The sequence below is a fragment of the Nitrosomonas sp. Is35 genome (assembly GCF_033063295.1).
Lineage (GTDB): Bacteria > Pseudomonadota > Gammaproteobacteria > Burkholderiales > Nitrosomonadaceae > Nitrosomonas.
This window is the reverse complement of the sequence record NZ_JAWJZH010000001.1, coordinates 51,547-75,809: the sequence shown is the minus strand read 5'-3', so window position 1 is coordinate 75,809 and position 24,263 is coordinate 51,547. Positions and strand designations below refer to the sequence as shown.

Below are 24,263 nucleotides of genomic sequence, written 5' to 3'. Positions count from 1 at the left end.
ACACTATTTATGTTTAAACCATCGAGAGAACAAGCGCGGCAATTATTTTTCGACACATGGCGTAAGTACCGTCAGCGGGAAATATTATCCGGTATCGAAACGATCGCGCTCGAGGTCATACTGCTTCACCCGGAATACCATGACATTCTCAGCGACCCCGAGCGCTATTTGGATAAGGATTACTCACCGGAAATGGGTGATACAAATCCATTCCTGCACATGAGCATGCACGTAGCGATCAAAGAACAGTTGTCCATTAATCAACCGGTTGGAATTTGCGAGCGATTTGCGCGTCTACAGAAGCATTGCGGAAGTGAACACGTTGCGGCACATCAGACGATGGAATGCCTGGCAGAAATGATATGGCAAGCGCAGCGTACGCAATCCGCGCCGGATGCCGGCATCTATTTCGATTGTTTGGATAAACAGCTGGGTTCGGTCAATTAAAATGAAAACGGGATAAAACCATCGACTGGTATTTATCCCGCTTTTGAATTCGTTGTCAGTTCAAATAAATATTATTTGTTTGAATTCAGACTACCTGCCTGGCTGGAATAATAGAAAGCCAGGTTTTCAATATCGGCAGGTGACAAATTGGCAGTCATTCCCGCCATAATTGGATCATTCCGGGTGCCGGATTTATAGTCTTTCAATGCTTTTGCGATGTAAGTTCTGTATTGTCCGCCAATTTTGGGGAAATTAGGTGCCGGGCTATTACCGTCAACGCCATGACAGGAAGCACAAACTTCAGCTGCTTTACTTTTACCTGCTTCAATATCAGCAGCCATTACTTGACTTGATAATATCAACGCTGCTCCGCTTAATGCGGCAATTAAATAATTCTTCATAATTCGTTCCTTGCGTGAATGACTCAGTTAATTTTTAGAATAATATGCAGCAAGATCTTCGATATCTTGTTGAGACAATGTCTTAGCTAAGGCCGTCATGGTAGGATGGCTACGTGAACCACTTTTGTAACCTTCCAACGCTTTAATGATATATTCTGCATGTTGTCCGCCCAGTTTGGGAACATGATAAGCGCTAGGAAAAGCTGTTTTATAACCTGGAATTCCGTGACAACCTTCACACATTGATAACTTGTCTTTTGCTGCCGCTGCGTCTCCAGCTGCTTGAGTTGCTCCCGAAAATGCCAAGAACATGCCCAAGGCAAGTAATAAATTCATAATCGATTTTTGTTTCATGTAAGCCTCCTTCTCTCAAAAGTTGAACTTTAAACGATGCGCCCGATTTGGTCAATGAATAAGTGTAAGCATGTCCATGTTGTTTATGGGGAAATTTGTTGCCCGAGCTACATTTTTGCAGTAGATTTCGACTCCAATTCTTCCCATTTTGCAAGGCAGTCTGTCAATTCTTTTTCAATCGCCGCTAAGCGTGTTTGTAATGCTTTTACTTCGTCTGGGTGATCACGATAAATTGTTGGTTCGTTCAGGCGTAAAGTAATATTGGCCTGCTCCCGTTCCAACTTATCAATTTTACCAGGTAATGCTTCAAGCTCACGTGCTTCCTGATAACTCAATTTTTTAGTTCGAGCAGGCTTTGCCGCTGTAGAACTACTGGTTGGTGAGGTTTCCGGCTGCTTCGATACTGTTTTTTGCTGATTGCTATTATCTTCAAACTGTTTTGCACGTATCCAATCTTCATAACCGCCAATATATTCACATAATTTTCCATTTCCTTCAAATGCAATTACTTGTGTAACGACATTATCCAAAAATTCCCGGTCATGACTGACCAAAAACAACGTGCCGGAATAGTCTTGCAACAGGGCTTCCAACAATTCCAATGTTTCTATATCCAAATCGTTAGTGGGTTCATCCAGTACCAGCACATTGGCAGGGCGGGTAAATAATCGCGCCAGCAACAAACGATTACGTTCACCGCCTGAAAGTGATTTGACGGGCGAACGGGCGCGTTCCGGAGGAAACAAGAAATCCTCCAGATAACTGATGACATGCTTGCGTTTACCGTTAATCTCAACAAAATCGGAACCCGGGCTGATGGTATCCGTCAGAACCATTTCTTCATTGAGCTGCTCGCGCATCTGATCGAAGTAAGCAACCGACAGCTTGGTTCCTTGCTGAAGGTTGCCGGAATCAGGTTGCAATTCACCCAGAATCAATTTTAACAACGTCGATTTTCCAGCACCATTCGGGCCCAGCAATCCCACCCGGTCACCGCGCATAATGCGGCAGGAGAAATCCTTGATAATCGCTTTATCACCATAGCTTTTATTGACGTGCTCCAGCTCAGCAACCAGCTTACCCGAACGCTCACCCGCATCAACATTGATATTGGCCTTTCCAACCTTGTCCCGGCGCGCTGCGCGCTCCAGCCGCAATGCCTCCAGTCTTCGCACTCTGCCTTCATTACGCGTACGCCGCGCTTCGATTCCTTTGCGTATCCAGACTTCTTCCTGCGCCAGGAATTTATCGAATTTCCGGTTATGTATCGCTTCGACTTCGAGCATTTCCGCTTTCTGGCGCTGGTAATCGGAGAAATTGCCGGAGAAAGTTTGCAAATTTCCGCGATCCAGCTCAATAATTCTGGTCGCTACGTTATCGAGAAAACGGCGGTCATGTGTGATAAACAGAACGCTACCGGAAAAATCCCGCAGCAATCCTTCCAGCCATTCAATAGAAGAAAAATCCAGATGATTGGTCGGTTCATCCAGTAGCAGCACATCCGGCGATATCACTAGCGCACGGGCCAATGCCACGCGCTTTTTTAAGCCGCCGGAGAGATGATCAATCAAGGTATCCGCAGGCAAATTCAGTTTATCGATCACGGTTTCTATTTTTGCTTGCAGGTTCCATCCGCCGTCGGTTTCCAAAGCGCCTTGCAAATCTTGCAGACGAATCAGCAAAGCTTCAGTATTTTCCGGTGTTTCGCTTAATGCATGCGAAACGGCATGATAATCCAGCAGAATCTGACTGATATTGCCCAAACCCGTGGAAACTTCTTGATATACCGTATTGGCGGGATTCAACAGCGGTTCTTGCGGCACATACGCCAGCTTTAAATTAGGCGCGCGCCAGAGCCGGCCGTCATCGAGTTTAATCTCACCAGCTAATGATCGCAGTAAGCTTGACTTACCGCCGCCGTTTCTGCCGATCAAACCGGCACGCTCGCCTGGGTCGAGCTGCAAGTTGGCATGATCAAGCAAAGCATGGTGGCCAAAAGCCAGGCAGGCATTTTCCAGTGTAATGAGCGGCATCAGTGAAGTTTAATGTGGATAAAAACGATTGCGGGATTAATCAAGTTATTGATTTTGCATTTCTCAATAAACCAAGGGAGGCAATTTTGTCATGCTTTGGCCCGCTTGGCAAAAACAGGTGTAATAAAAATGGAGCCCGAAGGCTCCATTTCGCATCCCTGCGCGTCAAAAAGACTGCATTACTCAGCCGCAGCGGTGACGTTAATTTTCTTCGGTTGCACGGCTTCACGCTTCGGTATAACCACCTCCAGCACACCGTGTTTTGACGATGCGGAAATCGCTTCAGCGTTAGCGGTATCCGGCAGACTGAAGCGGCGGTAGAAGGAACCGTACGTTCGCTCAACGCGTTTGTAGCCTTCTTTTTCGGTTTTACTTTCCGATTTTTTCTCACCTCTGATGGTAAGTACGCCATCTTCCATACTGATATCGATTTCTTCCGGTTTTACCCCGGGAATATCCGCATGAATAACAAATTTATCCGCTTCTTCCTTAATATCCACCGCAGGAGACCATTCCGCCGTTGCGGTAGAACCCTCAGCGACGCTGCGTTCCAATTCTCTTTGCAGTTGACTTAACAATCCCCAAGGTTCATAACGTGTAATAGCCATACTCAATTTCTCCTTATCAATTAAAAAAGCACATTGTGTAAGTTCAACATCAACGCCTCATTCAATCTCAAATTGCTCTACGTTTAATGCAGCGTTTTCACAGTTACAAAAAATACACTTTCAAACCTGATATAAGGATCAATTATTTTTTTTCAAGCACTCTGGATAAATCATTCAACACGATTACTATAATTCTCAATACAAATCAGATAGGTAACTAACGCGCGTAACGCCGCCGTAAACCATAAAAGGCAGCTGCAAGTACCGCTAGCAGCAAAGCAACCCAGATTCCGTTCCGTTTCATCCACTCCGACATATTCGCTTGGACGGAAAAATTCGCTTCGGCGAGACCCAGCACTTTAGTGTCTGTTTGCGCATTATCTTGCGTCACTATATGCAGCTGAAACTTCAGAACCTGCTCTCCGGATGATTCCGGCGTCACGCGCCAGCGCCATTTGGCCGTACCGCCATAATCCGAAACCGGATCCTGCGCACCCAATCTGTCAATTTCAAAATCATCGCCAGCGATCTCAGCCTTCATATTGGGTGACACGACACCGCGAATTCCATGTATCGAAGTCCCTTCGGACGCCGTCGCTACAATTTCATTTAAAAACTTGGCAAGATGTTTTGTTTCCAGATTGACCGCCACCTCGAACGGCTCATATTGTTTCACCTCGGATGGAATCGTAATTACCGTGCTATCCAGCGGCAATTTCATGATCACCGGGTTATGTATCCTTTTAGCCGACAACTTATGCAACACCGCGTTGATCGAAAAAGGCACCAGCAATAAAACAGCCAACATGGCAATTGGCACGATGAAATTAAAATTCAAACCGGATTGAGGTTCTGAGTCACGCATGATTTCTCCAGCGATGGGTTCATATTCAGGAGCAAATCATAACATTGTTGAAGAACAAACTGAGCGAATCTCGGCTATAGCGAACGCTACTTGCGATGCTCCACCTATCGGAACGACTCGCGGGCATTAATCAGCTCAATCGCTAAAAGTGGCCCAATAGCGGGCGCAAATGAACACGTGATATGGGTCTCTGTCCGGTAATTTCCTGCAAAACGCCAAGCTTGCGCAATGGTATTTTGATTTACCTTACGGCGCGGTAGAGAGGGGCATCCATTACGAGTGATGCGCTTCACTGCGCTCAGCACATCCTACGTCGTTTTAAAAGATGGTGCGGTATGAAAATCATCGTGGCGATTCAATGATCATCGCAAGTTTAAGGCATTTTACCGGCACAAAACTTTGCCGGTGTATTTTACAAGCGCCATATTCTTGCAGCGCGGCCAAATGCGCTTTGGTTCCATAGCCTTTGTGCTTATCAAAGCCGTAACACGGATAAAGCTGATGCAATCGCTTCATTTCTGCATCACGTGCAGTTTTGGCTAGAATGGAAGCGGCTGAAATGGCGGGTATCAGACTGTCACCCCGGATGATGGTGCGCACCGGACATGGCAAGCGCGGACTTTGATTGCCATCGACGAGCGCGCCATCAGGCAAAAACGGCAGGCTTTTAACGGCACGTTGCATGGCCAATAAGCTTGCTTGCAGGATATTGAGTTGATCGATCTCTTCGACTGTGGCCCATGCCACGGCCCATGCGGCAGCATGTTGTTTGATCATGATTGCAAGCGCATCGCGCTTATTTTCACTGAGCTTTTTAGAATCGGCCAGTCCAGTGATCGGGTGGTCGGCTTTCAGTATCACACAAGCTGCATAAACGGGTCCGGCGAGGGGTCCCCGGCCAGCTTCGTCGACACCGCAAATCAGCTCATTGGCGCATGGTGTTACGATTCTTCAGTCTCCGCTGCAGTCACTATTTCAATCGATAGGATCGGATCCTAGACGCTTCTGGAGGTGCACATCAGTTGAGCTTCAGTCACGAGCTGTCCATCGACTTCCGCGCGCGCCGAATACTTCCACAGTCCTTTGATTTGCCGTTCGATGGCCACTTTGAGGATTAGCTGATCACCGGCGATGACCGGTTTCTTGAAACGGACACCGTCGATACCGACAAAATAGTAAACCGTGTCTTCTTTGTTAACCGTATCTTCGGTTCTCAGCGTCAGAATCGCGGCAGCTTGCGCTAATGCTTCGACAATCAAAACACCCGGCATGACGGGATGATGCGGAAAATGTCCGGAAAAGAACGGTTCGTTAATGGAAACGTTTTTCAATGCGACGATATCCTTGCCCGCTTCATATGAAATGACCCGGTCTACCAGTAAAATCGGGTAGCGGTGTGGTAAGTATTTCAAGATTTCGTGAATATTCATGGTGCTCATTTTATTTTCCTTTTTAGCCCTTGGGACGCGATCAACATTGACTGAATTGACTGGTTATTCCTTGTCGAGCGTTTTAATCACTTTATCCGTGATATCGATGCGCTGGCTTCTATAAACCGAGTCTTGCAATTGTAATATCAGATCATAGTTTTCCGCTTCGGCGATTTTGCTGATCGCACGATTGGTGCGCTCCAGGATGACGCTGTATTCTTCGTTCTGGCGTACGCTCAGATCTTCGCGCATTTGGCGCTGCGCGCGTTGATATTCCCGGCTCAGATTAGCGAGGTTTCTTTCCAGATTACGCCGCTCGGTTTCCTCCATCTTGATGCTGTTTTTTTCCAGCTTATCTTGCAGGTTTTTGGCTTCTAGTGCCATTTTCTTGATTTCTTCGTCACGCGGCACGAATTCCTGCTCGATTTTTTTCTGCGCCAGGAGCGCCGGTTGCGATTCGCGCAGAATCTTTTCGGTATTCACTACGCCGATCTTGATATCGCCAGCAAAAGCAACCGTGAACCCGCAGGCAATGGCAGCGACAGTTACCACCATAACCAGATTGCGCCGCTGTTGGTTGATTTGTTGTTTCAACATATACGCTACCGGAGTCTCAACTAAATCAGAATTGTTGCCCGAACATGAACTGGAATCTTTGCAAATTATCGCCAGGCTGGTCATTCAAAGGCTGCGCGATACTAACCTTCAACGGCCCCATCGGCGAAACCCAGGTAAGCGCCAATCCGGCCGAGTAACGCATAAAATTATTCAGATCGCCGAATTTATTGAATGTGGTACCACCGTCCAGGAATGTGCTCAGGCGCAATGATCGATCGTCTTTCATAAAGGGAACCGGGAACATCAGTTCGATATTACCTACAACACGCTTGCTGGCGCCAACGGCAAACAAGATTGAATTGCTGTTTGAAGTATTTGTAAACTGATCGCGAGGACCCAAAGAGTTCAAATTATATCCCCTGACGGAGTTATTACCACCCGCAAAAAAGTTTTTGAAGAATGGCAATGAATTTCCGGTATATCCGTCACCGTAACCGGCTTCGCCATTTAACATCAAAGTGAAGAAATCGGTAATGGGAAAATACCATTTTTGATTGTAACTGACTTTGTAGTAATTCAAATCTCCACCGGGTACGCTGACTTCACCGAACAATCGATGCGTCGTGCCGGAAGTAGGCCAGATGGCGCTGTCACGGCGGTCTCGCGCCCAACTGACGGTCAATGGGAAATTATTGGTCGATGTGCCGAATTCTTTGACAAAGTCCAGATAACGCCTTGGGCTATCGTCAAAAGTTCCAATATGGGTATTTTCCGCAGCCAATCCGAAAGAAACGATATCGCCTTCGGCAATCGGTATACCCAGGCGGACGCCGGCCCCGATAGTTTCCGTTTTAAATGCACCCACTTGCGTTAAAGGGCGGGTATTCAAATCCCGCTTATAAACATCGAAGCCAAGGCTGACTCCGTCCACGGTAAAATAGGGATTGGTAAATGAAGCGGCATAGGTTTTATTGATAAGACCGGTATTGACATCCAGACTGAAAAAATTACCGGTGCCAAAAATATTATTCTGAGAAACCGAGCCATTCAGAATAATACCTTGTTGTTGCGAATAACCCGCACCGAACATGATGGACCCGGTTGGCCTCTCTTCGACCTTGACATTAATGTCCACCTGGTCTGTTTTATTGGGCACGGCGGGCGTTTCGACATTGACGCTATTGAAGAAAAATAAGCGATCTACACGCACTTTGGAGAGATTGATATTTTTCGTGGAATACCAAGCGCCCTCCATTTGCCGGAACTCGCGCCGGATCACTTCGTCGCGTGTGCGGTCGTTACCTGTGATGTTGATTTTCCGGATATAAACCCGACGGCCCGGGTCAACAAAGAATGTAAATCCAGCTTGGCGTTTTTCATGATCGATTTCCGGCGATGCATTGATATTGGCAAAGGCATAACCATCGTCACCAAGTCGGTCAGTCATGGATTTGATCGACTCGGTCAGCTTTTGCCGGGCAAATACCGCGCCGCTTTTGAGTAAAATCAGTTTACGCAATTCTTCTTCCGGCACGATGGTATCGCCAGCCACTTTGATATCGGAGACAGTATATTGCGCGCCTTCTGTCACGTTGACGGTAATATAGATGTCGCGTAAGTCCGGCGTAATCGATACTTGCGTAGATTCAATATTGAATTCAAGATAACCGCGATCCAAATAATAAGAACGCAGCGTTTCCAAGTCGGCGGCTAGTTTCTGCTTTGAATATTGGTCATTCTTGGTGAACCAGCTCAGTAAATCAGGTTTTCTGAGAACCAATATGCCACGCAACTCTTTGTCGGGAAATTTTTCATTACCGACAAAACTTATTTTTTTAATCCGGGCTGTGCGGCCTTCCTTGATGTCAAAATTAATCGCCACACGGTTACGTTCAAGAGGGGTTGTGGTTGTGGTAATTTTGACGGCGTATTTGCCACGGCTGATGTACTGACGCTTCAATTCCAGCTCCGCTCTTTCCAGCAATGAGCGGCTGAAAATCCGCGATTCCGATATGCCCGCCTGTTTTAATCCTTCGAGCAGTTTGTCTTTCTCGAATTCCTTCGCACCATTGATACTGATTTGCGCAATCGCCGGCCGCTCCACAACTTCCACGATCAAGATATTGTTTTCAGACTTTAATTTTACATCTTTGAAAAAACCGGTTGCATACAGCGCCTTGATCGCCTCGGTAGCTTTGTCCTCATTCATGGCATCGCCGACTTTAATCGGCAGATAGCTGAATACCGTGCCGGCTTCGGTACGTTGTATGCCTTCAACACGGATATCCTTGACGATGAAAGAATCGCTGGCCCAACAGGAGAACGCATAAAAAAAGCTGACAACTGCAACGGCAAAATGCTGGAATTTCATTATCTAGCCAGTAATAAGCCGGTTAATATCGTTATAGATGGCAAATGTCATCAGGGTAAACAGCATGGCCATGCCAATTTTCTGCCCAATAATGATGGCTTTGTCAGGAAGCGGATTGCCTCTGATGATTTCAATCAGATAATACATAAGGTGCCCACCATCCAGAATCGGTATCGGCAATAGATTTAAAACACCGATGCTGACACTGATCAATGCTAGAAAAGCGAGATACGACACCAGCCCCATCTGTGCGGATTGACCGGCATAATCGGCGATGGAGATCGGCCCGCTGACATTCTTCAGTGAAACGTCACCCGTGATCATTTTGGACAGCATTTGCAATGTCAGTATGGTCGTTTCCCAAGTTTTCTCGATGGCTTTTTGGAATGCTTTGCCGGGAGAATAACTGACGGTGACGAGCAATTCGTCAAACTCAGCCTGATTGATAACGGGCGCTACACCGATTTTGCCGATTTGCTTGCCATTTTCAGCCGCTGTTTCCGGCGTAACGGTCAGCGCGATCATTTCGCCATTGCGCAAAATTTCCAGCTCCAGTGTCCGTCCGGGGCTTGAGCGTATTTCTTTGACAAAGTCCATCCAAGTATGGATTTCCGAATCATACACAGCGATGATTTCATCGCCAGCTTGCAGTCCGGCTTTGTCGCCAACACCACCGGCTATGACTTGTCCAATGACAGGTTTGATAATGGGTTGATAACTGGTAAGCCCAATCATACCTGGAAAATTTTCATTGAGCTTATCCGGATCGACACGGCTCAGATCCAATTTGCGCAAATTGATTTCGCCATTTTTATTAACGGTTTGTATCGTTACATTCGCGGATTGATCGATGGCGTAGCGTAATAAAGCCCAACGCGCATCCTGCCAGCTGGCGACCGGCTCGTTTTCGATGCTGACAATGGTCTCGCCTTCTACGAATTGCGCCTGAGCAGCAGCCGTAGCGGGTTCAACCGGACCCACCACGGGCTTCATGCCGTTAACACCGAGAATGAAAAGCAGCCAATATAAAACAATCGCCAACAAAAAATTAGCTATAGGGCCGGCAGCTACGATAGCGAAACGCCGGGCGACCGGCTGACGGTTGAATGCGCGCGGCAAATCCTCCGCCGCAACGCTGCCTTCATTTTCATCCAGCATCTTGACATAGCCACCCAATGGAATAGCGGCAATCACCCATTCTGTCCGGTCTTTTCCCCAGCGCTTGCGGAAAATAGGTTGGCCGAATCCTATGCAAAACCGCAGCACTTTCACACCATTCCAGCGCGCCACCAGATAATGGCCAAACTCATGAAATGTAATCAATATACCCAGGGCCAGTATGAATGAAATGATAGTATAGGTTATTGACATATGGGTTTATTACGTAAGGGATGCAGGTAGAAAGGGGAGTTGGACCGCACGATACTTATCATTTCACTGCCGATGCTGATTGAATAATACGCGATACTATCATTAATTTAGGAAAATAGAATCTAGTCGCTGTAACAATTTTCTTACGCGGATTATTGCAGGTTTGCAAGCCAATTCCGCGCTGCATCACGGGCCAGTGTATCTGTTTTCAATACATCATCCAATGTCGACATTTCTTCTTGCCGCACGGTTTTCATAGCATGCGCAATCATGACCGGGATGGCGGTAAATGGCATACGTCTTTTAAGAAACGATTCCACTGCGATCTCATTGGCCGCATTGAGCACTGCGGGCATATTTCCGCCTGCGGCGAGTGCTTGGTAAGCTAATTCCAAACACGGAAATTTCTTAAAATCAGGTTCTTCAAAATCCAGGTGAGCAACCTTGAACATGTCCAAAGCCGATACTCCACTTTCTATCCGCTCGGGAAAGCCCATCGCATGGGCAATGGGTGTGCGCATATCCGGATTCCCCAATTGCGCAATGACCGAGCCATCGACATAAGCAACCATGGAATGAATGACACTTTGCGGATGAATCACCACTTGAATTTTCTCCGGTGGCGCCTCAAACAACCAATGCGCCTCGATCACTTCCAATCCTTTATTCATCATGGTGGCGGAATCCACCGAGATTTTTTGCCCCATATCCCAATTCGGATGTGCACAGGCTTGCTCCGGTGTCACGCTCACGAGCGATTCCAGCGGTGCTCGCCGGAATGGTCCGCCCGAAGCGGTCAGTAAAATGCGGCTGATACCCGCTGCCGCCAAGTTGCCATTGAAATGATGCGGCAATGATTGATAGATGGCGTTATGTTCGCTGTCGATCGGCAATAGCGTGGCGTTGTGCTGTTTTACCAGGTCCATGAATATACGCCCGGCCATGACCAGCGTTTCTTTATTAGCCAGCAATACCAGTTTCCCGGTTCGGGCTGCCGCAAACGTTGGGCGGATGCCGGCAGCGCCCACAATAGCAGCCATCACGGCATCCACTTCAGGATGTGAAGCGACTTTTTCCAGCGATTCGATACCAGCCAGAACTTCCGTCCGGATACCGGCTGCTTTGATTGCATCGGCCAGCTGCCCGGCGCTGGCTGTATCCAGCATGACCGCGTATCGCGGCTGAAAGCGCTGGCATTGTGCGAGCATTTTTTCGACACTGTGATTGGCCGTTAATGCGAACGCTTGAAAGCGATCCGGATGCCGCGCGATAACATCGAGTGTGCTCTCTCCGATGCTGCCGGTGGAGCCGAGTATGGTGATTTGACGGGTAGTTTTCATGACGCGGGTGAATAAAAAATAAGTAAGGCCAAAATGGCAAATGGCAGTGAAGAAGTCAAAGCATCGATTCGATCCAAAATTCCACCGTGACCTGGCAAAATATTTCCACTATCCTTAACACCGGCCTGACGTTTCATCAGCGATTCGTATAAATCCCCGATAATACCTAATATCGCCATAAACAGTAGCAATGGTATCAATTTCGCCGCTAAAGATTCTTCAAGAAACCAGAAATCCCAGATCAGACCATAAAGTAATACCGCAACTAGAGCACCAGCTACACCTTCCCAAGTTTTATTCGGGCTAATCCGGGGAGCAAGTTTGTGTTTACCGAATGATCTTCCAGTGAAATAAGCTGCACTATCGGAAATCCAGATAGTTGCCATAAAACCCAGTAACAGCTCCGGACTGATAGCACGCAATTGATAGAGCGCAAGACAAGTGGGCAGCAAGAGTATCCAGCCGGTCAGCATCAAAATAAGCGGATTTTTTATTGCGTAAAGCTGTTTCAGATAGGGCGGTACACTGATGATCCAAAAAGCTGCGGACAAAATATAAACCCAGATTAAATCCGGAGAGTAAATATTCGCTTTTAACGATTCACTCATTTGAAACAACAACTCTCCCCCGATGAATGTGGTCAGGAGCATAAAAATGATGGTATTCCGTACTGAAAATCCCGCTAACCGGCTCCATTCGCGCGATCCGATTATCGTCAATGAAAGTATTACGATGACCCAAAAGATATCTTGTAATAAAAACAGCGCCGATAAAAACAAGGGAAGAATAACGACTGCAGTGAGGATGCGGGTTTTAAGCATGAAAGGTAATCTTTTTATCCTTCGGCGGATAGTGTCATTTGCAGCTGCTCACTCGTGCGGCCAAAGCGGCGCTCGCGCTGCTGATAAGATTGAATGGCCAGTTCAAGCTCATGCTCGTCAAAATCCGGCCATAGTGTATCGGTGAAATATAATTCAGTATAGGCCAGCTGCCATAGTAAAAAATTACTGATGCGGTACTCACCGCCGGTGCGGATAAACAAATCCGGTTCAGGTGCATAACTCATGGACAGATATTGTGCCAAGCTTTCTTCTTCAAAATTCAGCGGCAGATCTTTTGACTGCGCCATCATTTTGCGCATGGCTTGCATGATATCCCAGCGGCCGCCATAATTGGCCGCAATCGTAAATGTGAGACGCGTATTGTTGGCGGTGAGCTGCTCGCCAAGGTGAATGAATTCTACGATTTTAGGATCGAATCTTGATATGTCGCCGATGACTTTAAAACGGATGCCATTTTCATGCAATTTGGTGATTTCTTGCTCCAATGCGCCAAGAAACAGTTGCATCAGAGACATAACTTCATCGGTAGGCCGCCGCCAGTTTTCGCTGCTGAAGGCAAATAATGTGAGGAAAGCAACACCGCGTTCCATACAGGCTTTAATAACACCGCGAACTGTTTCGACACCCTGCTTATGTCCGGCAATCCGAGGCATATAACGGCTTTGTGCCCAACGGCCGTTACCATCCATAATAATAGCAATGTGTTTGGGTATTGAACCTGTTTCGGGTATTTCTCGGGTTGAACTCGGACCTTGAGGCATATCAAACCGCCATCAGTTCGGCTTCCTTAACCTGTAAAACCTTATCAATTTCTAAGATATATCGATCGGTTAACTTTTGAATCTCGTCTTGCCCGCGGCGCTCTTCGTCTTCCGATATTTCTTTAGACTTTAATAAGTCTTTCAGGTGCGCATTCGCGTCCCGGCGGATATTGCGCATGGCAACACGCACGGCTTCCGCTTCATGTTTTACCACTTTGAACAGATCGCGGCGGCGCTCTTCGGTAAGCGCCGGCATCGGTACGCGGATAGTTTCGCCTACCGGCATCGGATTTAAACCCAGATCGGATTCACGGATAGCTTTTTCAATGGCATTAGCCATTTTCTTTTCCCAAGGGATAACACCGATCGTGCGCGCATCAATCAAGTTGATATTGGCAACTTGGTTGATCGGCGTTTGCGTGCCATAGTAATCGACTGTGACATGATCCAGTATGCCAGTGTGTGCTCGCCCGCTTCTAACTTTACTCAAATCCACTTTCAATGCTTCCAGGCTTTTTTGCATCTTTTGTTCAGCGGATTTTTTTACATCGGCAATCATAATATCCTATCCCTCTTGAATCTATTTCAGAAGACCCGACTATCGTAGCATCAGACCGTCACCAACGTTCCTTCATCTTCTCCTGTTATTATACGTTTAAGAGCGCCAGTCTTGAAAATACTGAATACATTGAGCGGTAATTTCTGATCCCGGCATAACGTCAGCGCTGTTGCATCCATTACCTGTAAATTCTTCGCGATCGCTTCATCAAAAGATAATTGATGAAAGCGCGTCGCATCCGGATTAATTTTCGGATCACTGGTATAAATACCATCCACCTTGGTTGCCTTAAGCATGATATCCGCATTCATTTCCATGCCTCGCAAAGCGGCTGCAGTATCAGTGGTAAAAAAAGGATTGCCGGTTCCTGCCGCAAAAATTACCACCCTGCCATCTTTCAGATAACGAATGGCACGTCCGCGAATATAAGGTTCCACGACTTGTTCGATGCGTAAAGCGGACTGTATTCGCGGCACCAAGCCGACCAGCTTCATGGCGTCTTGCAGTGCAAGGGCATTCATCACAGTGGCTAACATACCCATATAATCCGCGGTAACGCGCTCAAGCCCGTCATTGGCGGACTTCATGCCACGAAAAATGTTTCCGCCGCCAACCACAATGGCAATTTCAACACCTAATTTACTGATCTCTTGGATCTCAGCAACAATTCTGCCCATCACTGCATGATTGATCCCATACTTATCTTCACCCATCAGGGCTTCGCCGGATAGCTTCAGTAAAATACGTTTATAAGCAACAGCGGTCATTGATCGTTAATTGGAAAGATGATAACTCGTGTTACTTTGCCTGTTCCATCTGGGCTTTCACTTCTTCCGCAAAATTCTCGGATTTCTTTTCTATCCCTTCTCCAACCACAAACATCGTAAACGCGTTTACTTTGGCAGATTTTTTGGCCAGCAATTTTTCTACGGTTTGTTCCGGATCCTTGACAAAAGGCTGACCTAACAAAGTGATTTCAGCCAGATACTTTGCAATGCGGCCATCGACCATTTTTTCAATGATATTCGCCGGTTTACCGCTATCAGCCGCTTGTGCAGTGAAGATCTGCCGCTCATGCGCCAAAACATCAGCGGATACTTGCTCTTTGGAAACGCACATGGGTTTACTTGCGGCGATATGCATAGCCAGATCCTTGCCTAGCACTTCATCACCACCGGTATAATCGATCATTACACCAATTTTAGTACCATGAAGGTAATAAGCCAGCTGACCTTGTGTTTCATGACGTCCGCAGCGGCGGATGCTGATATTTTCACCCAGTTTCATGATCAACGCTTTACGAACCGTTTCAACAGTTTCACCGCCCGGCAGCGCCGCTTCGCTTAATACTGCAACATCCGTGATATTTTTTGTGGCTATCAACCCGGCCAAGCTTTTGGCAAAATTGATAATATCTTCATTTCTGGCCACAAAATCCGTTTCACAGTTAACTTCAACCAGTGCGCCGCATTTGCTGTCAGTCGAAACATACGCGCCAATGACACCTTCAGCAGCGATTCGTCCTGCCGCCTTACTTGCTTTGGCACCGCTTTTAATTCTTAACAGATCTTCTGCCGCTTTCATATCACCGTCAGTCTCTGCCAGCGCTTTTTTGCATTCCATCATGCCAAGACCGGTCATTTCACGCAATTCTTTGACCATGCTCGCGGTAATTTCCGCCATATTTACTCCAGTTACAAAATTAATTTATGAATGAATATAGATTTTAATCAAGATAAGATTAAAATTTACTTAACATTCAATGGCAAATTAAACAATCTTCACAAATCCGCCACAGGTTGATAAGCCTTACCTTGAAACAGTTCAATGGTATTTAATACCGATAGCCGCCGCGCATGCGGCAGCTATCAAATAATAAATGCAGATTTCTTAACTTTGCTCAGCCTCTGCACTCATTTCAATGATTTCTTGAATCGATTGATTACGTCCTTCCAGAATCGCATCAGCTACACCGCGCGCATATAGGCGTATTGCCCGGCTCGAATCGTCATTTCCAGGGATAATGTACTGTAAATTATCGGGATTATGATTAGTATCAACGACACCAATAACCGGAATACCAAGCTTTCTGGCTTCCGTAATAGCGCCTTTTTGATAGCCCACATCGATGACAAATAGCGCATCCGGCAATCCTTTCATATCCTTAATGCCACCCAGACTGCTATTGAGCTTATCCAATTCGCGCTGAAGATCAAGCGCTTCTTTTTTCACAAGCTTATCCAGCGTTCCATCTTGTGTCATTACTTCCATTTCTTGTAAACGCTTAATAGATTGCTTGATGGTCTTGAAATTAGTCAGCATTCCGCCTAACCAGCGTTGATCTACATAAGGCGATCCGCAACGCTGAGCTTCCTCGCGCACAATATCGCGCGCCTGGCGTTTAGTGCCGACAAATAAGATAACACCCTTGTTTGCTGATAATTGACGCACATATTTCATGGCTTCTTCATACATCACCAGAGTTTTTTCAAGATTGATGATGTGAATTTTATTGCGATGGCCGAAGATATAAGGGGCCATTTTGGGATTCCAGAAGCGGGTTTGATGACCAAAATGAACACCTGCTTCCAGCATTTGACGCATAGTTACTGACATAAATTTCTCCTTATGGATTGAGCCTCCATTCGCTTTAATGATTCAAAATTAAGAGCGAATGTGTGTATTTAATTCAACTTGTGTTTCATGCGCTACCGCATGGACCGTTAAATTATGGCGGCATTATATAGCATTTTCCTTGGCTTACTCAAGTTGACAGAAGAACAGATAACGCAGGAAATTAATTCGGATGTGCGACAAGCGCTTTTCTAGCGCGGCACTAAGATAATAATCGTTAAAGATTTAAGGCTTTTTAGCGGCCATTCACTTTTAAGTGATACAGGACGAGTTCCCCATTTTCAATCTTAAGCGGGCAATATCGTTTATTTGAATGTGTTTATTATCTACAGTGATGATATTTTCGTCTTGCAGTTTCGAAAACGCACGGCTGACAGTCTCTAATTTGAGACCAAGATAGCTGCCAATTTCCTCGCGCGTCATGCGGAGATTGAATTCGGACTCGGAATAACCGCGCATTAAAAAGCGGCGCGACAAATTGAGCAGAAAAGATGCCAAACGTTCTTCAGCCTTCATACTGCCAAGTAGCAGCATTACGCCATGATCCCGGACAATCTCACGGCTCATGATTTTATGGAAATGACGCATGAGAGAAGGGATAGTGCGGCTAATCTCTTCCAGCTTGGCGAAAGGAATTTCACACACTTCGCTATCCTCAAGCGCTATTGCATCGCACGTATGAGTGTCCGTACTGATGGCATCCAAACCCAGCAGCTCTCCTGTCATGTGAAAACCGGTCACTTGCTGACGTCCATCCTCCTCAAGCACGCAAGTCTTTAAAAATCCGCTGCGAATGGCAAACAAGGATTGAAACTGCGAGCCGGTACGATGCAAGTAGCCGCCTCGCTGAATTTTCCGTTTATAACTGACGACATCCCCCAGAACCTGAATTTCCTGATCATTAAGACCGACAGGCAAACAAAGCTCGCGCAAACTGCAAGTAGCGCAGCTGGATCGGATGTGCGAGATATCGAGATGATGTAGCGATGTATCGTTAAGCAAAGTGTTTTCCAAATAGGGAATTACATTTCAACGCTTTAATTGATCTGAATCAAAATTAACACTTCAAACCCGCAGCATAATTCTACGATATTGAGGGGAAGAGTGGATATTCTTTTTTAAATCGGTCGCGTTCAACACGACATGTTGGCCATGAAAACCAGTCAATGATGGCATATCAATGCAGATTTCTTTGGGTAAAGTTCTTTATAAAATGAGATTCCCAGTGCATCCACTACGATTTTCCGATTCATCTACTGATTTGCTTCAAATCAGCTCCAATCTCATTCGCCGGTTCGGTGTTTACAATGCTGATTATCGTTTGTACCCGGACACGGAATATTTTGTCGAAACGTTTGATGCGCGCACCTATTCCACTTGGTTGAACAATTGCAAATCGGGGCACTTCCGCCGGCCAATCTCATTATATGTGCATATCCCTTTTTGCCGTTCTTTATGTTTTTACTGTCAATTTAATCAGATCATCGCCGACAAAAATGACAGCATATCAACCTATCTCGATTACTTATCACGTGAAATAAGACTACAAGCGCAGTTTTTCAGAGAAGACCCGAAGCTGGAACAGCTATATTTCGGAGGGGGCACACCGACGCTGCTAAATGATGTTCAGTTAAGCAGTATCTTAAAAGAAATTCAACAAAATTTTAACCTGATAAAAGACGGTGAATTCTCAATTGAAATCGATTCACGGCAAATGCCTGATCTATCCATGCAGGCTTTGAAAGAAATAGGTTTTAATTGCGCGATTATCGGCGTTCAGGATTTCGATGATCATGTGCAACAGTCCGTCCATCGCGTTCAGACAGAGAATGCCACGTTGCTTGCAATCCGTGACGCTCAACAAGCCGGTTTTAAAACGATAAGAACGGAATTGATTTATGGATTGCCCAAACAAACTGTAAAAAAATTTGAATACACGCTGGGAAAAATCATAACGGCCGACCCGGATCAAATCAACTTATTAAATTACCAGCACCTGCCAGAAAAATTTAAACCGCAACAAAATATAAATCCGGAAGATTTACCAGACATAGAAACTGCACTGGAAATGCTTTTGCTCGCTATTACCCGTTTAACGGCAGCAGGGTACCTGCACATCGGTATGAACCTGTTTGCAAAGCACGATGATCAACTGATCATTGCACAACGCCAAGGCCGGCTTTACTACGGTTTGCAAGGTTATTCGATCTATCCTGACAGCTACCGGGTCGCATTGGGAGTTTCGGGAATCGGCAGTATCGGTCCGGCTTTAAGCCAAAATGATTGCGACCTGCTGCAGTATTACAGCAAACTGGAACACAATATTCTGCCGATCAGACGCGGCATCGAATTAACTCCCGACGATTTAATCCGGCGCTCTGTCATGCAAGCGCTTATTTGTCATTCCGTGCTTTCATTTGAATCGGTGGAAGCGTATTTCCCCATTGAATTCAAAAACTATTTTGCTACAGAATTAGCAGAGCTTATTGTTTACGAACAAGCGGGCTTGGTCACGCTAAATGATCAGGAAATTACAGTGACGCCCAAGGGGCAATTAATGATAAGCAGTATTTGCGCGGTTTTTGATAAGTATCTGCGCGCTGTGCAACAACGTAAAAACCGCTCGATACCCATTTGAAATTTACCTGAGAATCGCTGGATTCTCAGGTAATTTGGAATTATTTGACTTGGCTATTCGTTAAAATATATTCAGCCAAACGGTCGGCAGATTCACCCTGAATATTCTTAAATGCCGGCATTCTCATACTGCCCGATTGAAATTTCTTGATAATTGCATCCTTATTGGCCACTTTCTCGCTTAATACCATTGCCACATTAGCGCTTAAAGGCTTATGGCATTCTGTACAAGCAGAGCTAAAAATCGTTTCTCCGGATGCATCTTTTGGCGGAGTATAGTCTTTGCTTGCGCCACAGCCGGCTAAAATGAATAGCGCCGATATCGTTAATGCAAAATTTAATTTTTTCATTCCCTGACTCCAGTTTATTTACTTCAATAAAAATACCGGGAGTAATCCCGACCCCTACTTGGTTGCTTATAAAATTTATCAGCTCCGCGCTTTAGAAGACCAACCATACCCAGTATCATAACAGCTTGCCAAACAAATGTTTTAAGACAGTTTCCCGGCATCCTAAGGTCATCCGGTGTAAATAAGCGCATTCAGCATTACTTACAAATCAAACACAATCAATGGGATAACGCATATTTGCCGAAGCTGCCAAACCGATTGAGGTCTCAGTTTCAATAGCATTGTTCACGTTAAGTGTAATTCTTAACAATTTCTTAACATTTCCCATGTTATTGTGCGCAGCAGTTCTGAATTATTATTAATTTAGGCTCTTCAATTTTAATAACAATTAATGGCAATAGCATCATTTACGTTAAGTGTAATTCTTAACAATTTCTTAACATTTACTATGCTACTGTGCGCAGCACTGTAGTAAAAGAATGGCAAAATTCTTTTACTACAAAAAATCAAGTGTTACGCTAAAAAATGAGGTTAGCAACCCGCTATCATCAATATAATAAGAAACAGTTGCATGCAGTAGAGTTTTTTCATTGGTAACATAACGTTAACAAATATTTTAGTAAAATCACATTGCATTAATAGGGAGATTGCATGTTTAAAAAGATAAGTACTGTTATTTTGTTGTCTGCACTTGGCTTGTCGCTGAGCAATCCAGCTGCTGCTGACGCTACGGCGGAAGACTTTGAAGTGTGGGGAGGTATTTTCTCACAAGGTAATTTTGGTTTCGTGAATCCGCAAAACCCTGAATTGAAAAAATTCAGATGGTGGATGGAAGGACAAGGCCGGTTTGGTAATGATGCTACGCAATTCTCGCAATCACTGATCCGTCCGGGCTTAGGTTATGCGCTAACCGATAAGATGGTAGCGTGGGTCGGTTATGCTTGGGCACCGACTGCTGAACCATTGGCACTAAAATCAGGACATCCATTCAACGAACACCGGATCTGGGAGCAAATAACCTGGGCGGATAATTTCTCGTTTGGCCGATTGTCATTGCGTAGCCGCTTCGAGCAACGCTTCTTTGATCATAATGCACCGCTTCCAGGTGCAAATGATGTAGCACATCGGTTCCGCCAATTGGTCAAATTGGCCGTTCCATTGCCCCAAGTCAATCCGAATTTAAGCTTCATTGTTCAAAGCGAGTTGTTTATTGCCATGACGACCATTGATAACAATCCGGGCTTTATTTCCCGCGGCTACGATCAAAACCGGGCATTCGTCGGATTGGGTTACAAAATCAATCAGTATGCGACCGTTGAAATGGGTTACATGAACCAATTCATCAACAGACCGCATAGCAAACGTCCGGATCAAATGATGCATAACTTTGTAGCCAGCTTGTTCCTGAACTTCTAAGACACACTAGTGATGCTAAGCAGTTAACACCTAGTTTGTATTCAAATGACCGGTTAATTTTCCTAACTTCAGGAAGTTAACCGGTTAATTTTTTCCGCAGTCACTGGATTGTATACGCGGATAAAAAATCTCGCTCTTCGTTTCGATTTTCCGCATTGAATATCAGCAGACACAAGAAGTAGTAACTTTTTCTTCGCATTCCATTACTATACTGCTCCTTTTCGACCACTCACAAAGTAACACATGCAAGATTTTAAGCCAGGCCAGCGTTGGATCTGCGATGTCGATCTGCAACTGGGATTAGGTACGGTGCAAACCGTCGAACACCGGATCGTCACCATTCTGTTTAAAGCAACCGGTGAAACCCGTTCATACGCCAAACAATCGGCGCCGTTGACGCGGGTCATCTTCAAATCGGGCGATACCGTCAGCAGTCAGGATGGCACCGCCATCAAAGTCACCGGCATGATCGAACGCGATGGATTGATTGTTTATACCGGTACCCATGCAGACGGCAGCCGGGTTGAGCTGGCCGAAGACCGGCTGGCACCGCAGGTACGATTGAACCGCCCGTCCGAGCGCCTGTTCACCGGCCAATTCGACCAGGACAAATGGTTCCGCATCCGTTATCAAACGCTGCTGATCCGCAACCGGCTGGCAAATGCCCCACTGTATGGACTGGTGGGCACGCGCACCAGCCTGATTCCGCACCAACTGTATATTGCCCGCGAAGTGGGCTGCCGTTTTGCGCCGCGCGTGCTGCTGGCCGACGAAGTCGGATTGGGCAAAACCATCGAAGCCGGTCTGATTTTGCACCAGCAATTGCTCACCGAGCGTGCCAAGCGCGTGCTCATCGTGGTGCCGGAAACCTTGATCCACCAATGGCTGGTGGAAATGCTGCGGCGTTTCAATCTGCAATTCAGTATTTTTGACGAAGAGCGCTGCTTGTCGCTGGAAGCAAGCGATGAAGACGATGAAGATGAGGAAGACGGCAACGGCAAAGAAAGCGAAAACGCCGAAAATCCGTTCCACAGCGAGCAACTGGTGCTGTGCAGCCTGCATTTTCTGCGGCAAAATCCGCAGCGCTTTCAGCAAGCGCTGGAAGGTCGCTGGGACTTACTGGTGGTCGACGAAGCGCATCATTTGCACTGGTCGCCGCAAGCTGCAAGCCCGCAATACGCCATGATCGAGCAATTGGCGGCGCGTACCCCGGGCGTGCTGTTACTGACCGCGACACCGGAACAATTGGGTAAAGCCAGCCACTACGCCCGCCTGCGCCTGCTCGACCCGCACCGTTTCAGCAGTTTTTCCGGATTTGTCACCGAAGAGCAATCGTACGAACCCATCGCCCGTGCCGTCGAAGCGTTGCTCGAAGGGAAAGACTTGACCGGAGACAGCCGCCAATTGATCGCGGACACGCTTGACCCGGCCCAAGCCCAAGCACTGCTGGCGGAACTGCAAGACCAGCAAGCCCGGAATAAACTCGCGGAATCATTGCTCGACCGGCACGGCACCGGACGCATTCTGTTCCGCAACACCCGCGCGGCGGTTAAGGGGTTTCCCGCACGCAAGCTGGTTGCCAGTCCGCTGCCGCTACCGGCAGAATACCTGCCATTCCTGGTAACATTCGAAACTACGCCTCTGTCCAAACCGCAATTGCTGCTATGCCCGGAACTGATCTACCAAGTGCGATGCGAAGACGATCAGCCGTACTGGAGCGAAATCGACCCGCGCGTGAATTGGTTGATTGCCACGCTCAAGCGGGTGAAACCGGAAAAGGTGCTGGTCATTGCCGCCAACGCGCAAACCGCGCGCGATCTGGCGCAGGCGCTGAAAGAAACCACCGGGCAATTTATTCCGGTATTCCACGAAAGCATGAGCCTGATCGAACGCGACCGTGCTGCGGCGTTCTTTGCCGACAAGGAAACCGGCGGCCAAGTGCTGATCTGCTCGGAAATCGGCAGCGAAGGCCGCAATTTCCAGTTTGCGCATCATCTGGTGCTGTTCGATCTGCCGCTCAACCCCGATCTGCTCGAGCAGCGCATTGGCCGCCTGGACCGCATCGGCCAGACCGACACCATCCAGATCCACGTGCCCTATCTGGAAAACAGCGCGCTGGCGGTGATGTTCCATTGGTATCACGAAGGCTTGAATGCGTTCGAAAAAACCTGCCCGGCCGGTCAAACGGTGTTTGTCAAAGTGGAAGAGCAGCTCATCGCCGCGCTGCATCAACGCCAGACCCAAGCCGAGACATTGGCCGGATTGATCGGTGTGACGCAAACGGCGCACCGGGAATTGAACGAAGCACTCGACCGCGGGCGCGACAAGCTGCTCGAATACAACTCGTTCCGGCCCATTGCAGCGGAACAGCTCACGCAAGCCGCACGCACGCAGGATAACGATCCGCTGCTACCGCAGTACATGGAAACGGTATTCGATTGCTGCGGCGTGCATATCGAAGACCACCGCAGCGGCAGCTTTTTGATCGAACCAAGCGAACACATGAGCATGCCGTTTCCCGGTTTGCAGGACGAAGGCTCGGTCATCACCTACGCGCGCGAAGTGGCGCTGGCCAACGAGGATATGCACTTCCTGACGTGGGAACACCCGATGGTCACGCACGCCATGGAACGGATTCTGAGCCACGAAAACGGCAACGCCGTGGTGGCCATGCTGAAACACAAACGCGTGCAGCCCGGCACCTTGCTGCTGGAAACGCTGTTTGTGCTCGAAGCCAGCGGACACAACGTGCAACAAAGCAACCGCTATTTACCGCCCGCCGTAATCCGCATTGTGCTCGACGAACACGGCAGCGGCGACTATCCGTTCCTGGACCACGACTCGGTCAATCAACACCTGCAACCGGTCGCAACCGGCATCGCCAAGCAAGTGATCCAATTAAAAGAAGACGCCATCCGCGAGCTGCTAACCGCCAGCGAACAACAAGCCAGCGCCCAAGCCCCGCAACTCATCGCCGCAGCCGAAGCGCGCATCCGGCAAACCTTCGTTCCAGAAATCGAACGCCTCAAGGCGTTACAGCAAGTAAATCCGAACGTGCGCGATGAAGAAATCCAGTTCTTTGAACAGCAATTGCAGCAACTGACCGGCGCGCTGAAATCCAGTAATCTGCGGCTTGATGCCGTAAGAGTGATTGTGGCGACTTGAAACAGACAACGATAAGATGTTGGGGGGATGTAAATTACATAGTAATTCTACATTTTCTATCTTAGTTTTTACCCGATTCTGTGATTTCTTCCACCACATTATATATGTTACTACTGGTAAG

General features: G+C 47.1%; 23 protein-coding genes. 4 read left to right on the top strand and 19 right to left on the bottom strand.

The window, feature by feature from the left end; genetic code table 11:
* Positions 1-9: 9 nt before the first annotated feature.
* Positions 10-447, top strand: a complete 438-nt coding sequence (locus tag R2083_RS00345) for a DUF1841 family protein (protein WP_317529610.1) — start codon at positions 10-12, stop codon at positions 445-447.
* Between the two features lie 71 nt (positions 448-518).
* Here the strand turns inward: R2083_RS00345 and R2083_RS00340 are convergent, their stop codons facing one another.
* From R2083_RS00340 to fnr, 18 genes are all read right to left on the bottom strand, one after another.
* A complete protein-coding gene (locus tag R2083_RS00340) occupies positions 519-848 on the bottom strand; it encodes a c-type cytochrome (protein WP_317529609.1) in 330 nt (109 codons plus the stop codon).
* 27 nt (positions 849-875) lie between these two features.
* Positions 876-1,202 carry a c-type cytochrome gene (locus tag R2083_RS00335; RefSeq protein ID WP_317529608.1) on the bottom strand — a complete coding sequence of 109 codons (327 nt, stop codon included), beginning with the start codon at positions 1,200-1,202 and terminating at the stop codon, positions 876-878.
* Between the two features lie 107 nt (positions 1,203-1,309).
* Positions 1,310-3,235 (bottom strand): ATP-binding cassette domain-containing protein, encoded by a 1,926-nt coding sequence (locus tag R2083_RS00330; protein ID WP_317529607.1) that lies wholly within the window; start codon positions 3,233-3,235, stop codon positions 1,310-1,312.
* Positions 3,236-3,414: 179 nt separating this feature from the next.
* Positions 3,415-3,843 carry an Hsp20/alpha crystallin family protein gene (locus R2083_RS00325; RefSeq protein WP_317537131.1) on the bottom strand — a complete coding sequence of 143 codons (429 nt, stop codon included), beginning with the start codon at positions 3,841-3,843 and terminating at the stop codon, positions 3,415-3,417.
* A 217-nt stretch (positions 3,844-4,060) separates the two neighbouring features.
* Entirely contained in the window at positions 4,061-4,708 is a 648-nt protein-coding gene (locus tag R2083_RS00320) for a hypothetical protein (protein ID WP_317537130.1), read from the bottom strand.
* Between the two features lie 342 nt (positions 4,709-5,050).
* Complete coding sequence (gene rnhB, locus R2083_RS00315; RefSeq protein ID WP_317538957.1) at positions 5,051-5,632, bottom strand: ribonuclease HII; 582 nt, start codon at positions 5,630-5,632, stop codon at positions 5,051-5,053.
* A 71-nt stretch (positions 5,633-5,703) separates the two neighbouring features.
* The gene (fabZ, locus tag R2083_RS00310; protein ID WP_108699460.1) at positions 5,704-6,147 is read right to left on the bottom strand and encodes a 3-hydroxyacyl-ACP dehydratase FabZ; all 444 of its coding nucleotides are present in this window, start codon (positions 6,145-6,147) and stop codon (positions 5,704-5,706) included.
* A 54-nt stretch (positions 6,148-6,201) separates the two neighbouring features.
* Positions 6,202-6,735: an OmpH family outer membrane protein gene (locus R2083_RS00305; protein WP_411172367.1), complete on the bottom strand. Its 534-nt coding sequence runs from the start codon at positions 6,733-6,735 to the stop codon at positions 6,202-6,204.
* A 25-nt stretch (positions 6,736-6,760) separates the two neighbouring features.
* A complete protein-coding gene (bamA, locus tag R2083_RS00300) occupies positions 6,761-9,067 on the bottom strand; it encodes an outer membrane protein assembly factor BamA (protein ID WP_317529603.1) in 2,307 nt (768 codons plus the stop codon).
* A gap of 3 nt (positions 9,068-9,070) precedes the next feature.
* Complete coding sequence (gene rseP, locus R2083_RS00295) at positions 9,071-10,438, bottom strand: RIP metalloprotease RseP (RefSeq protein WP_317537129.1); 1,368 nt, start codon at positions 10,436-10,438, stop codon at positions 9,071-9,073.
* 152 nt (positions 10,439-10,590) lie between these two features.
* Positions 10,591-11,778, bottom strand: coding sequence for a 1-deoxy-D-xylulose-5-phosphate reductoisomerase (ispC, locus tag R2083_RS00290; RefSeq protein ID WP_317537128.1), 1,188 nt, complete (start codon positions 11,776-11,778; stop codon positions 10,591-10,593).
* A complete protein-coding gene (locus tag R2083_RS00285; RefSeq protein ID WP_317529600.1) occupies positions 11,775-12,599 on the bottom strand; it encodes a phosphatidate cytidylyltransferase in 825 nt (274 codons plus the stop codon). Before R2083_RS00285 ends, ispC begins: the two co-directional genes overlap by 4 nt.
* A gap of 14 nt (positions 12,600-12,613) precedes the next feature.
* The gene (uppS, locus tag R2083_RS00280; RefSeq protein WP_317529599.1) at positions 12,614-13,381 is read right to left on the bottom strand and encodes a polyprenyl diphosphate synthase; all 768 of its coding nucleotides are present in this window, start codon (positions 13,379-13,381) and stop codon (positions 12,614-12,616) included.
* A gap of 1 nt (position 13,382) precedes the next feature.
* Positions 13,383-13,940, bottom strand: a complete 558-nt coding sequence (frr, locus tag R2083_RS00275; protein ID WP_317537127.1) for a ribosome recycling factor — start codon at positions 13,938-13,940, stop codon at positions 13,383-13,385.
* Positions 13,941-13,990: 50 nt separating this feature from the next.
* A complete protein-coding gene (gene pyrH / locus R2083_RS00270) occupies positions 13,991-14,707 on the bottom strand; it encodes a UMP kinase (RefSeq protein ID WP_292985704.1) in 717 nt (238 codons plus the stop codon).
* Between the two features lie 31 nt (positions 14,708-14,738).
* Positions 14,739-15,623, bottom strand: a complete 885-nt coding sequence (gene tsf / locus R2083_RS00265; RefSeq protein ID WP_317537126.1) for a translation elongation factor Ts — start codon at positions 15,621-15,623, stop codon at positions 14,739-14,741.
* A gap of 207 nt (positions 15,624-15,830) precedes the next feature.
* On the bottom strand, positions 15,831-16,556 hold the full coding sequence (gene rpsB, locus R2083_RS00260) for a 30S ribosomal protein S2 (RefSeq protein ID WP_317537125.1): 726 nt from the start codon (positions 16,554-16,556) through the stop codon (positions 15,831-15,833).
* Positions 16,557-16,826: 270 nt separating this feature from the next.
* Positions 16,827-17,576 (bottom strand): fumarate/nitrate reduction transcriptional regulator Fnr, encoded by a 750-nt coding sequence (gene fnr / locus R2083_RS00255; protein ID WP_317529595.1) that lies wholly within the window; start codon positions 17,574-17,576, stop codon positions 16,827-16,829.
* A gap of 223 nt (positions 17,577-17,799) precedes the next feature.
* On the opposite strand from fnr, the gene hemN reads away from it, so the two are divergent.
* Positions 17,800-19,212: an oxygen-independent coproporphyrinogen III oxidase gene (hemN, locus tag R2083_RS00250; RefSeq protein WP_317537124.1), complete on the top strand. Its 1,413-nt coding sequence runs from the start codon at positions 17,800-17,802 to the stop codon at positions 19,210-19,212.
* 40 nt (positions 19,213-19,252) lie between these two features.
* Here hemN and R2083_RS00245 read toward each other — a convergent pair whose 3' ends face one another.
* Positions 19,253-19,561: a c-type cytochrome gene (locus R2083_RS00245; RefSeq protein ID WP_317529593.1), complete on the bottom strand. Its 309-nt coding sequence runs from the start codon at positions 19,559-19,561 to the stop codon at positions 19,253-19,255.
* A 651-nt stretch (positions 19,562-20,212) separates the two neighbouring features.
* Here R2083_RS00245 and R2083_RS00240 point away from each other — a divergent pair.
* A complete protein-coding gene (locus tag R2083_RS00240; protein ID WP_317529592.1) occupies positions 20,213-20,977 on the top strand; it encodes a DUF2490 domain-containing protein in 765 nt (254 codons plus the stop codon).
* Positions 20,978-21,220: 243 nt separating this feature from the next.
* A complete protein-coding gene (rapA, locus tag R2083_RS00235) occupies positions 21,221-24,142 on the top strand; it encodes an RNA polymerase-associated protein RapA (protein ID WP_317537123.1) in 2,922 nt (973 codons plus the stop codon).
* Positions 24,143-24,263 lie beyond the last annotated feature (121 nt).